Source organism: Herminiimonas fonticola, assembly GCF_040395855.1.
Lineage (GTDB): Bacteria > Pseudomonadota > Gammaproteobacteria > Burkholderiales > Burkholderiaceae_D > Oxalicibacterium > Oxalicibacterium fonticola_A.
In genome coordinates, this window is sequence record NZ_JBEBPO010000026.1 from 15,328 (window position 1) to 27,384 (window position 12,057).

15 protein-coding genes are annotated in these 12,057 nt (G+C 54.0%); 9 read left to right on the top strand and 6 right to left on the bottom strand.

The features are described 5' to 3' along the window. Positions 1-37: 37 nt before the first annotated feature. Positions 38-619, top strand: coding sequence for an RNA pyrophosphohydrolase (locus tag ABWP27_RS05575; protein ID WP_353154498.1), 582 nt, complete (start codon positions 38-40; stop codon positions 617-619). Next, a complete protein-coding gene (locus ABWP27_RS05580) occupies positions 612-1,175 on the top strand; it encodes a CNP1-like family protein (protein WP_353154501.1) in 564 nt (187 codons plus the stop codon). Before ABWP27_RS05575 ends, ABWP27_RS05580 begins: the two co-directional genes overlap by 8 nt. Positions 1,176-1,261: 86 nt before the next feature. On the opposite strand, the gene proB is transcribed toward ABWP27_RS05580, so the two are convergent. The 4 genes from proB to rplU form a co-directional block, all read right to left on the bottom strand. Further along, the gene (gene proB / locus ABWP27_RS05585) at positions 1,262-2,380 is read right to left on the bottom strand and encodes a glutamate 5-kinase (protein ID WP_353154504.1); all 1,119 of its coding nucleotides are present in this window, start codon (positions 2,378-2,380) and stop codon (positions 1,262-1,264) included. A gap of 75 nt (positions 2,381-2,455) precedes the next feature. Further along, complete coding sequence (gene cgtA, locus ABWP27_RS05590) at positions 2,456-3,562, bottom strand: Obg family GTPase CgtA (RefSeq protein WP_353154507.1); 1,107 nt, start codon at positions 3,560-3,562, stop codon at positions 2,456-2,458. Positions 3,563-3,654: 92 nt separating this feature from the next. Then, positions 3,655-3,912, bottom strand: a complete 258-nt coding sequence (rpmA, locus tag ABWP27_RS05595) for a 50S ribosomal protein L27 (RefSeq protein ID WP_353154510.1) — start codon at positions 3,910-3,912, stop codon at positions 3,655-3,657. Positions 3,913-3,950: 38 nt separating this feature from the next. Further along, complete coding sequence (rplU, locus tag ABWP27_RS05600) at positions 3,951-4,262, bottom strand: 50S ribosomal protein L21 (protein WP_041322652.1); 312 nt, start codon at positions 4,260-4,262, stop codon at positions 3,951-3,953. 289 nt (positions 4,263-4,551) lie between these two features. Here rplU and ispB point away from each other — a divergent pair, with 289 nt between their 5' ends. The 7 genes from ispB to yacG all read left to right on the top strand — a co-directional run bounded on the left by ispB (position 4,552) and on the right by yacG (position 11,281). Further along, entirely contained in the window at positions 4,552-5,481 is a 930-nt protein-coding gene (gene ispB / locus ABWP27_RS05605) for an octaprenyl diphosphate synthase (protein ID WP_353154513.1), read from the top strand. 181 nt (positions 5,482-5,662) lie between these two features. Beyond that, positions 5,663-7,393, top strand: a complete 1,731-nt coding sequence (pilB, locus tag ABWP27_RS05610) for a type IV-A pilus assembly ATPase PilB (protein ID WP_353154515.1) — start codon at positions 5,663-5,665, stop codon at positions 7,391-7,393. Positions 7,394-7,408: 15 nt separating this feature from the next. Then, positions 7,409-8,641, top strand: coding sequence for a type II secretion system F family protein (locus ABWP27_RS05615; protein ID WP_353154518.1), 1,233 nt, complete (start codon positions 7,409-7,411; stop codon positions 8,639-8,641). Positions 8,642-8,643: 2 nt separating this feature from the next. After that, positions 8,644-9,504, top strand: coding sequence for a prepilin peptidase (locus ABWP27_RS05620; RefSeq protein ID WP_353154534.1), 861 nt, complete (start codon positions 8,644-8,646; stop codon positions 9,502-9,504). Positions 9,505-9,508: 4 nt separating this feature from the next. Beyond that, positions 9,509-10,141, top strand: coding sequence for a dephospho-CoA kinase (gene coaE, locus ABWP27_RS05625; RefSeq protein ID WP_353154521.1), 633 nt, complete (start codon positions 9,509-9,511; stop codon positions 10,139-10,141). A gap of 171 nt (positions 10,142-10,312) precedes the next feature. Next, positions 10,313-11,068, top strand: a complete 756-nt coding sequence (gene zapD / locus ABWP27_RS05630) for a cell division protein ZapD (RefSeq protein ID WP_353154524.1) — start codon at positions 10,313-10,315, stop codon at positions 11,066-11,068. Between the two features lie 12 nt (positions 11,069-11,080). Continuing rightward, positions 11,081-11,281, top strand: coding sequence for a DNA gyrase inhibitor YacG (gene yacG, locus ABWP27_RS05635; protein WP_353154527.1), 201 nt, complete (start codon positions 11,081-11,083; stop codon positions 11,279-11,281). Between the two features lie 9 nt (positions 11,282-11,290). On the opposite strand, the gene ABWP27_RS05640 is transcribed toward yacG, so the two are convergent. Continuing rightward, on the bottom strand, positions 11,291-11,701 hold the full coding sequence (locus ABWP27_RS05640; RefSeq protein WP_353154530.1) for an NUDIX domain-containing protein: 411 nt from the start codon (positions 11,699-11,701) through the stop codon (positions 11,291-11,293). A gap of 59 nt (positions 11,702-11,760) precedes the next feature. Then, the coding region (locus ABWP27_RS05645) for a DUF815 domain-containing protein (RefSeq protein ID WP_353154532.1) at positions 11,761-12,057 on the bottom strand (297 nt) is incomplete at its 5' end.

The following is a 12,057-nucleotide window of genomic DNA, read 5'->3' on the forward strand; positions in this document are numbered from 1 at the left end:
GAGGGTACCGTTAGCCGCAGAAAGTTTGAGGTGCACTATGCTGGATCGTGAAGGCTTTCGCCCAAACGTCGGCATTATTTTGATCAACGCCCAGAATGAAGTGTGGTGGGGCAAGCGGGTGCGCGAGCACTCGTGGCAATTCCCGCAGGGCGGTATCAAATTCGGCGAAACACCCGAACAGGCAATGTTCCGCGAGCTGGAAGAAGAAGTCGGCTTGCGGGCTGAGCATGTCAAAATCATCGGACGCACGCGCGACTGGCTGCGCTATGAAGTCCCGGATCATTTCATCAAACGCGAAATTCGCGGTCATTACAAAGGCCAGAAACAGATCTGGTTTCTGCTACGCATGGTTGGCCGCGATTGCGACGTCAATCTGCGTCTGACCGAACATCCTGAATTCGATGCATGGCGCTGGCATGACTATTGGGTTCCGCTCGATGTCGTGATCGAATTCAAACGCGATGTCTATCAACGTGCGTTGCAAGAGCTTTCCCGCTTCCTGTCGCGCCCTGCACATTCCGGGGCAATCCATCATACGGCGCGCTACCTGCGCCAAACACATTCATCGCACAAAACCGACGAACCATCTACTGAACAGACCAAGCCTAACAATGAATAAGTCTTTCTTTTCCTCGCGTAAACTGACGCCAACACTGTTCGGACTGGTGCTTTTAGCGATGGCGCAGATTTCTATTGCCCAGCAGCTGGAATTTAACAAGAACTTCAATGATGAAGAGGTCAAACCATGGGAGGAAATCGAGGCAGCGTTGCCATCCGCCCCCAAGGATGAAAATCTGCTTCCCTTCTACGTCGGACCGACTGCGACGCAGGCATTTGCGCTGGATGCGAAATCATTGTCTATCGGCAAAGATGGCGTGGTGCGTTACACGTTGGTGGCCGTCAGCAGGGGCGGTGCCAAAAGCATCAGTTATGAAGGTATACGCTGCGCCTCCTTCGAGCACAAAATCTATGCCTTCGGGCGCGACGATGGCACGTGGTCGCGCTCACGCCGCGATCAGTGGGAAGGCATCGTACGCAGCAAAGTCAATCGCCAGCACGCCGCGCTGGCGCAGGATTACTTCTGCAGCAATCTGACTGTCATGGGAAATGAGAAGGACATACTGCAGCGTATCAAGTCAGGCAAAACCCTGACAGACGATCTGCTGCACGAATAGGTCGGAACATATCCGGAAAAAGTGGAATCAGCCGGGCAGGTAAAACCGGCTGATATTCTGGCGCCGCTAAACGCGGCACAGGATTATTACAACAAGACCAGATTATCGCGGTGTATCAGTTCCGGCTCTTCCACAAAACCAAGAATGGATAAAATGTCAGTCGACGGCTTGCGCATGATGCGGCGCGCTTCCGAGCTTGTGTAGTTGGTAATGCCGCGTGCGATTGCATGGCCTGATTGATCGACACAGGTAATCACATCGCCGCGTCCGAAACTGCCGGATACCTCGATCACGCCGATAGGCAACAGCGATTTTCCTTCTGTCGTTAATTTCAGCACGGCCCCCTGATCGAGCACAATCTTGCCTGCCGTATGCAAATGATCAGCCATCCATTGCTTGCGTGCTGTCAGTTGCGCGGTTTGCGCAGTCAATTGCGTACCGATTGCTTCGCCAGCCGCCAGCCGCGTCAACACCTGTTCTTCGCGTCCCCAGGCAATCACCGTATGCGCACCAGACAATGCTGCCCGCTTGGCAGCCAGTATTTTTGTCAGCATGCCACCACGACCAAGGCTGCTGCCAGCACCGCCTGCCATCGCTTCCAGCGCGACATCGCCAGCCTGTGCTTCGTGAATAAAGGCTGCATGCGGATCTTTGCGCGGATCGGCGCTGAACAAGCCGCGTTGATCAGTCAGAATGATCAAGGCATCGGCTTCGATCAGATTGGCTACCAATGCACCCAGCGTATCGTTGTCACCAAACTTGATTTCGTCGGTAACGACAGTATCGTTTTCATTGATGATGGGTATTACGCCCAGCTGCAGCAGTGTAAATAAGGTCGAACGGGCATTCAGATAACGCTCACGATCCGCCAGATCAGCGTGTGTCAGCAGAATCTGCGCAGTTTGCACCTGATGCTGACGAAAACTGGTTTCGTAAATTTGTGCGAGGCCCATTTGACCTACCGCAGCGCAAGCCTGCAACTCATGAATCCCGGTCGGCCGCTTGTCAAAACCAAGGCGCTGCATACCTTCGGCAATTGCGCCTGAACTGACCAGCACCACTTCCTTGCCCAAGGCGCGCAACTGAACGATCTGCTCTGCCCATTTTTGAATCGCAGCAGTATCCAGTCCCTTGCCGTCATTGGTGACGAGCGAAGAACCGACCTTGATGATGATGCGTTTGGCTGATTGAATGGCAGAGTCCATGCTTTGTAATCCGGCACTGTTTTGGTTTTTGATGCCGGATTGCCGCTGCCGGCAATCCGTTTAACGCCTATTGCGTCAGTCGATGATCTTGAAACGCGGATCATCCGGATCGATCGAATCGATCAGACGCGCTTCTTCGCTGATATCCGTTTCTTCCGAACGTTGCTCTGCCTGACGCTGTATCGCGATGTAGTCATAGATCTCGGTGACCAGCTCGGAACAACCATCATGCGTCAAGGCGGAAATTTCAAATACCGGGCCTTTCCAGCCGAAGCGCTTGATGAAATCCTTCACGCGTTTTTTGCGCTCGTCTTCCGGCACCATATCCAGCTTGTTCAAGACCAGCCAGCGCGGCTTGTCGAACAGCGATTCATCGTATTTTTTCAGTTCCTTTACGATCGCCTTGGCTTCCTTGACTGGATCGATATTATCGAATGGCGCCAGATCGACGATATGCAACAGCAGGCGTGTACGCTGCAGATGACGCAGAAATTGAATCCCCAGGCCCGCACCGTCGGATGCGCCTTCGATGAGACCAGGAATATCGGCAATCACGAAACTCTTTTCGTGGCTGACGCGCACCACACCCAGATTCGGATGCAGCGTGGTAAATGGATAATCGGCGATCTTCGGACGCGCATTGGAGACGGCCGAAATGAAGGTGGATTTACCTGCATTCGGCATGCCGAGCAAACCGATATCGGCGAGCACTTTCAGCTCCAGCCGCAGTTCGCGTCGTTCGCCTTCCTTGCCTTCCGACTTTTGGCGCGGAGCACGATTGGTAGACGATTTGAAATGGATATTGCCCCAGCCGCCTTCGCCGCCCTTGGCAATCAAGACTTCCTGGCCATGCTCGGTCAAGTCGGCGATCAGCTCGCCATCGTTGTTGTCGATGATCAGCGTGCCAACCGGCATGCGCAACTTGATGTCGTCTGCACCCTTGCCGTAGCAATCTGCGCCGCGACCGTTTTCGCCATCGCGTGCCTTGTGCATTTTGGAGTAGCGGAAATCGACCAGCGTGTTGATGTTTCGATCGGCTACAGCATAGATGCTGCCGCCCTTGCCGCCATCGCCGCCGTCCGGACCGCCAAAAGGTCTGAATTTTTCACGACAAAAGGAGGCGACGCCGTTGCCGCCATCACCAGCAATGACTTCGATTTTTGCTTCGTCGATAAACTTCATAATTTTTTGCCGTCATAAACTAAAAAGGCTCCACCTACGGCAGAGCCTTTCGATTGAAGGCTTTCGCCTTACCTTGCGTGCCTAAGTAAAACTTAAGCAGGTACTACTGTAACGTAATGACGTTGCAATGCGCCTTTGGTAACAAAAGCAACTTTGCCATCGGTCAGCGCGAACAGGGTGTGATCCTTGCCCATGCCGACGTTTTCGCCTGGATGCATCTTGGTACCACGTTGGCGAACAATGATGCCGCCAGCGTTGATAACTTGACCACCGTAGACTTTAACGCCCAGTCGTTTTGACTCTGAGTCACGACCATTTCGCGTAGTGCCGCCGCCTTTTTTATGTGCCATTTCTGACTCCTTGTATCTGGTTAGTCCGAATCAGCGGCTTAGCCGTTGATCGAAACGATCTGCAATTCGGTGTAATTTTGGCGATGGCCTTGGTGCTTCTGGTAGTGCTTACGGCGACGCATCTTGAAAATCTTCACTTTATCGTGACGACCGTGGGAGACAACCGTAGCAAGGACCGTAGCACCTTCAACCAGCGGAGCACCAAATTTAATGGTTTCTCCAGCGCCCAATGCGAGCACCTGATCAAGGGTGATTTCGGATCCAATGTCTGCCGGTATCTGTTCTACTTTGAATTTTTCACCAGCGACAACTTTATATTGTTTGCCACCGGTTTTTATGACCGCGTACATGTGAAACCTCATCAAATGATTTAAGGACTTTTCTCTCTTCGAATCGCCGGAACTTGCCCAGACGGAATCGGGAAAACCTCCAATTATACATGGACTTACCGCCTCGGTCAAAGACTGTAAACACGGCTATTTTGAACAATAGCCTGTTCCTTGACCGCAACATGGGGCCGCGCCCTGCGTTTGTCGTCGTATAATTCCGCTCATTCATGCTCATTCATCAGGCTTACCCTTGGCTTCTCCTTCCACAACTTCTGCCCAAAACCTGCTTATACAACCAATCGCTGCAGATATGAACGCTGTCGATGCGGTGATTCGCCAAAAACTCCACTCGGAAGTTGCGCTGGTCAATCAAATCGCCGATTACATCATCAGTGCCGGCGGCAAACGCATCCGGCCTGTGCTGGTGTTGCTGATGGCCAACGCGCTCGGTTATCGCGGCACCCATCAATACGATCTGGCTGCCGTGGTCGAATTCATTCATACGGCGACCTTGCTGCATGACGACGTAGTGGATGAATCCGAACTGCGACGCGGCCGCAAGACTGCCAACGCCTTGTTTGGCAATGCAGCGTCGGTATTGGTCGGAGACTTTTTACACTCGCGCGCATTTCAGATGATGGTCACCGTCGGCAACATCCGCGCCATGCAAATTCTGGCCGATGCGACCAATGTGATTGCCGAAGGCGAAGTCCTGCAGTTGTTGAATATGCATGATCCGGATATTTCGGAAGAACGCTACACGCAGGTCATCCGCTCCAAAACAGCCAAATTATTTGAAGCAGCCGCGCAGCTCGGCGCCCTGATCGCTGGTGCCTCGGAAGACGAAATCGAAGCCGCGGCCGAATACGGCCGCTCGCTCGGCACCGCCTTCCAGCTGATCGACGATGTACTGGACTATTCCGGCCATGCGGAAGATATCGGCAAGAATGTGGGTGACGATTTGCGCGAAGGCAAGGCGACCTTACCATTGATCTATCTGATGGAACACGGCAGCACCGAGCAACGCGAACTGGTCCGCAGCTGTATTGAAAACGGCGATGAAGAACATTTCGATGCGGTCTTGCTGGCCGTTACGACATCCGGCGCGCTGGACTATACCAAACGCAAAGCCGAAGATGCGGCAGCGCGCGCCGCTGCATCGATAGCCGGATTGCCTGAGAGCCAGTTCAAGGATGCCCTGCTCAACTTGAGCTCTTTTGCCGTACACCGCAATCACTAAAAGACTGGGCGTACAACCAGTCTGACCAAGGACGTAGCAACAGGGGGCGGCAATTCGGCGCAAGCGTTGCATTTTCCTCTGCGAAAAGGTAACAGGCACTCGGATATGTTTACAAAACAGATGCTTATAGGCATTATCTAACGCATCTTCGATGTTCAATTGACATTTCCGGCGTAACTACATGGCTGCAGTTCTCCCTACTTCGGCGTCAAATAATGCGATGTCCGGCCTTGCGCGCGCCCTCCTGCAGGCAGGCCAGATAACGCCGCAACAGGCAGACACGGTTGCCAAGCAGGCTGCCAATGAAAAAATTCCGTTCATCGATATTTTGCTGAAAAGCGACATCATGAGCGGTGCCCGGCTGGCGGCATTTTGCTCGCAGACCTTTGGCTATCCGCTGCTCGATCTGGCGGCATTCAACAGCAGCAACCTCTCCGACAACAAAATCATCGACCTGAAGCTGATGCAAAGTCAGCGCGTCATCGCACTGGCCAAGCGCGGCAACAAGGTATTGATTGCGATTTCCGATCCGACCAATTCGCAGGCCCTGGACCAGATCAAGTTTCAGACCCAGTTGACGGTGGAACCTATCATCGTCGACCACGCTACCTTGCTCAAGCTGATCGAGAAGCTGGGCCATAGCGCCGAACAGGACTTGAATGAGCTGATAGGCGACGATCTTGAAAATATCGATTTCGCCGAAGAAGATCTGGCAGCACCCGCCGATGGCGCGACCGCCGATATCGACGACGCACCTGTCGTCAAATTTCTGCAAAAAATTCTGGTCGATGCGATCAATCTCGGGGCATCCGATCTTCACTTCGAACCTTTCGAAAAGTTTTACCGTATCCGCTTCCGCGTCGATGGCGTGCTGCGCGACATTGCGCAACCGCCGCTGGCAATCAAGGAAAAGCTGGCATCGCGCATCAAGGTCATTTCCAAACTCGATATTTCAGAAAAACGCGTGCCGCAGGATGGCCGCATGAAACTGGTGATGTCGAAAACCCGTTCCATCGATTTCCGTGTCAGCACCCTGCCTACGCTGTTCGGCGAAAAAATCGTCATGCGTATTCTGGACGGCTCGCAAGCGCAAATGGGGATCGAAGCGCTGGGCTACGACCCGGACCAGAAGGAAACGCTGCTCAACGCCATCCAGCGCCCGTACGGCATGGTTCTGGTTACCGGCCCTACCGGCTCCGGCAAAACCGTTTCGCTGTACACCTGCCTCAATATTCTGAACAAACCCGGCATCAATATCTCGACAGCCGAAGATCCTGCCGAGATCAACTTGCCTGGCGTCAATCAGGTCAACGTCAACGACAGGGCCGGACTGACCTTCCCGGTCGCCCTGAAAGCATTTCTGCGTCAGGATCCTGACATCATCATGGTGGGTGAAATTCGCGATCTGGAAACGGCAGACATCGCCATCAAGGCTGCACAAACCGGTCACATGGTGTTCTCTACCCTGCATACCAACGATGCGCCGGCAACACTGACCCGTTTGATGAACATGGGTGTCGCGCCCTTTAACATTGCATCGTCCGTGATCCTGATTACCGCACAGCGGCTGGCCAGGCGCTTGTGTACGTGCAAGCAAACCACCGTCATTCCGGATGAAGCCTTGCTGGAAGCCGGTTTTAGCGAAGACGACCTGGACGGCACCTGGCTGCCTTATAAACCGGTCGGTTGCGAACGTTGCAGCGGCAGCGGCTACAAGGGACGACTGGGTATTTATCAGATCATGCCGATCAGCGAAGAAATCGAGCACATCATTTTGAATCACGGCACTTCGCTGGAAATCGAGGCTCAGGCCAAAAAAGACGGGGTTCGCTCATTGCGCGAATCGGGCCTGGTGAAAGTAAAGCAGGGACTGACCAGCCTGGAAGAAATTCTGGGTTGTACCAACGAATAATAAAGAGGTCTAGGGATGGCAACTTCAGCACGTAAAGTCGGAAGCGCAACGCTCGCCAAGGAAGCCGTTTTTGCCTGGGAAGGCAAGGACAAATCGGGCAAAATCGTGCGCGGCGAATTGCGTGCCGGCGGTGAATCCGTGGTCAATGCAACATTGCGCCGGCAAGGCGTGCTGGTGACCAAGGTCAAAAAGAAAACCTATCGCAGCGGCAAGAAAGTATCCGAAAAAGACATCACGCTCTTTACGCGTCAGTTGGCCACGATGATGAAAGCCGGCGTGCCTCTGTTGCAATCCTTCGATATCGTCGCCAAGGGCAATGACAATCCTTCAGTCTCCAAACTGATCCAGGATATTCGTGCCGATGTGGAAACCGGCACCAGCCTGAATCAGGCTTTCCGCAAATTCCCGCTTTACTTCGACCCGCTGTTCTGCAATCTGGTCGGTGCCGGCGAACAGGCCGGTATTCTGGAAGATCTGCTGACGCGGCTGGCGATCTACAAGGAAAAAACGCTCGCCATCAAGGCCAAGATCAAATCCGCATTGTTTTATCCGATTGCCATTCTGGCCGTCGCATTTATCGTCACGGCTGTCATCATGATCTGGGTGGTGCCGGCGTTCAAGGAGGTATTCAAGAGTTTCGGCGCCGATTTGCCTGCACCGACCTTGATGGTGATGGCGATTTCCGATTTCTTCGTTGCTTACTGGTACCTGATCTTCGGCTTGCTGTTTGCCGGCCTGTACCTGTTCTTCCAATCCTGGAAACGCTCGCTGAAAATGCAGCGCACCATGGATAGATTACTGCTGAAAGTACCTGTCTTCGGCCCGGTAATACGCAAAGCCACGATTGCCCGCTGGACACGCACTCTCGCGACCATGTTCGCGGCAGGTGTGCCCTTGGTTGAGTCGCTGGATTCGGTCGGCGGCGCTGCCGGCAATGCTGTTTATCTGGATGCCACGAAAAAAATCCAGAACGAAGTCAGCACCGGCACCAGCCTGACGGTTGCCATGCAGAATTCGGATGTATTCCCGAACATGGTTACGCAGATGGTTTCCATCGGCGAAGAATCCGGCTCGCTCGACAATATGCTGGGCAAGGTTGCCGATTTTTACGAAGATGAAGTCGATGAGGCCGTGGCTTCGCTATCCAGCCTGATGGAGCCGATGATCATGGTAATTCTGGGCGTGCTGATCGGCGGCCTGGTGATTGCGATGTACCTGCCAATTTTCAAACTGGGTTCTGTGGTCTGATGATGGATTTACTTTGGTCTGCGCCTGCGGGTAGCGTATTGCCCGCAATTGTCGCCGGCGTGTTCGGTTTGCTGATAGGCAGTTTTCTCAATGTAGTGATTCACCGCATCCCGAAAATGATGCAGCGCGAATCGGATAACTACGTCGCGCATGAAAGCGGCAAGGCCCTGCCGCACGAAGACCGCTACGATCTGTTGATGCCGCGTTCGGCATGTCCGCAATGCGGGCATCAGATCACCGCTGCCGAAAACATCCCTGTCTTCAGCTACGCCTTCCTGCGCGGCAAATGCATCGCATGCAAAACGCATATTTCAATGCGCTATCCGGTTGTTGAATTGTTGACCGGCCTGCTGTCGGCTTTCCTGATCTGGCATTTCGGTACCGGCTTGCCCGGTCTGGCGACACTGGTGTTTGCCTATCTGCTGATTGCGATGACCTTCATCGATGCCGATACGCAACTACTCCCCGACGATCTGACCTTGTCCCTGCTGTGGCTGGGCCTGCTGGTCAATCTGAACGCCACTTTCATCCCGCTGGAAGAAGCCGTCATCGGCGCCGCAGCCGGTTACCTGAGCTTGTGGTCGATTTACTGGCTGTTCAAACTGGCAACCGGCAAGGAAGGCATGGGCTATGGCGATTTCAAGCTGCTGGCGGCACTGGGCGCATGGCTGGGCTGGAAAATGCTGCCGGTCATTATTTTATTGTCATCGCTAGTGGGTGCCGTAGTCGGCATTGCCTTGATCCTGCTGGCCAAGCGCGGGCGCGATATCCCGATTCCGTTTGGCCCCTATCTCGCCGCTGCCGGCCTGCTGACTTTGCTGTACGGCAAACCGCTGGCACAGACGTATTTGGGCTTCTACTGAAGCCATGAACGATCCCGTTCGCAAGAACCGATTTTCCGTTGGTTTGACAGGCGGCATAGGCAGCGGTAAAAGCACGGTCGCAGATTTATTCGCAACGCTGGGCGCCGACGTGATCGATACCGACGTGATCGCACATCAGCTGACAGCCTCCAATGGCGCTGCCATCGCGGCAATCAAGAGCACATTCGGCGCTGCATTCATTACCGAATCCGGCGCCATGAACCGCGCCAGAATGCGCGAAGCGGTATTTGCCGATCCCGCAACGAAAAAACGTCTTGAAGCAATTATCCATCCGCTGATACGCGCTGAAACCGAACACGCTGCGGCACAGGCAAACGGCCCTTATATCGTGTTCGTCGTCCCCCTGCTGGTCGAATCGGGGTTCTGGCAGCAGCGCGTTTCACGCGTGCTGCTCATCGATTGTCCGGAAGAGATTCAGATCCGCCGTGTCATGCAGCGCAATACACTAACCGAACAGCAAGTGCGCGCCATCATGGCGACGCAGGTTCCACGCGCAGACAGATTGGCTGCCGCCGATGACGTCATCGTCAACGATAGCGATACGGCTGCGCTGCTACCGCAAGTGCAACGCCTGCATCAGCAGTATGTGGCACTCGCGCAGGCCGGCGAACCTTAGAGAAACGCGCAGGCTATCCGCAATGAATTTTCGCCAGGAAGACAAGATCGGAAGCCTGATACAAGCAGATACAAAACAAAATCGAGCGCGCATTTGTATTTTGGCCCCGCTTCGTTCAGAATCACACAATTAGCTCGACCCGCCCGGCTTTAACTTTTAAGGGATGCCACTTTGATTGTCTACGAATACCCTTTCAACGAGCGTATTCGCACGTTGTTGCGGTTGGAAGACCTGTACGAGAAATTCGCTTTCTTTGTCGGTCACGACCACCCGCAACATCATCACGTCGCCCTGTCCACCATTTTCGAGATGCTGGAAGTAGCCGGTCGCGCCGATCTCAAATCAGATCTGCTGCAGGAGCTGGAACGCCAGAAGCAAACGCTGCTCGGTTTCAGGTCCAATCCCAATGTCGAACCGGAAATGCTGGATGCCATCCTGTTCGATATCGAACGTATCAGTACGGCGCTCGTCGCCTCGCAAGGAAAAACCGGTCAGCATATACGCGAAAACGAATGGCTGATGAGCATACGCGGTCGCACCATCATTCCCGGCGGCGCCTGTGAGTTCGACTTGCCGTCTTATTACGCATGGCAACATGATTCCGCTGAACAGCGTCTGGCCGATATACATAAATGGTTTACCCCGCTGGCGCCTTTATTTGACGCCATCGCCATGGTGCTGCGCCTGTTGCGCGAGTCTGGCCGTCCGGTGAAAATGATTGCGCAAGCCGGCAGTTATCAGCAGATGTTGCAAGGCAAGACTTACCAGATGCTGCGTTTGAACATAGATGAAAACCTGGGGGCGATTCCTGAAATTTCCGCCAACAAGTATATGCTGTGGGTACGATTCACGTCGCAGGACGGCGATATGAAACCGAAAGCGTTTGAAGGCGATGTGCCCTTTGAACTGAGTTTGTGCAGTTTTTGATTAGATGGTTTTATGGTTACGATAGTCGATTGCCCTACCTGCGGCACCAAGGTTGAATGGTCGGAAGCAAGCAAGTTCCGCCCTTTCTGCTCCAATCGTTGCAAACAGATAGATCTGGGCGCATGGGCGGAGGAAAAATACGTGATCCCGGTGGCGAACCCGCTGGAAGATTTTGACGAAGACGCGCCGCCACCGCCGCAACCCCTTCCTTAACATTATTCTTCAGTCTGGATAGCGCAGCTTGTCCAGCCATTCAATCAAGGGAATGGTTGCCGGTAACAAGGGCTCGACCCCTACACATCCCTGCCACGCAAAAGCCTGATTTTCCAGACTTTGCGGTTCGCCGCGCCAGTTGCGGCTGATGTAAAAATGCAGCCGCACATGCGCATGCGGGTACACGTGTTCCACGCCGCACCACGGTTCTGCAGAAATGACTTCCACTCCCAGCTCTTCGACAAATTCGCGCTTCAAGGCATCGACGATAGTCTCGTCGGCTTCCACCTTCCCACCCGGGAATTCCCAGTAACCGGCGTACGGTTTGCCGTCCGGACGCTGTCCGAGCAGAACGTCACCATTCGGTTTCATCAGGATGCCGACTGCAACATCAATGGGCAGCACTTTGGTTTCAGACATGCGACAGACCGGAAAGAAGAGGTGAATAAAACAGGATCAATGACAACGCAGTGACAGCATCATTTCTGCGTTTTGCCCGCGTGATCCTTGGCAAACTGCCACGCCACACGACCGGAGCGCGAACCGCGCTGCAAGGCCCACTGCAGCGCTTCGGTTCTGGCCGCTTCGATTTGCTGCGCATTGCAGCCGAAGTGTGCGAGCCAGTGCGCGGCGATATCCAGATAATCGTCCTGCCGGAATGGATAGAAAGTCACCCACAGGCCGAAGCGTTCGGACAGCGAGATTTTTTCTTCCACCGTTTCACCGGGATGGAGGTCACCGTTATCGTCTGTTTTGTAGCTGGCGTTATCGGACAT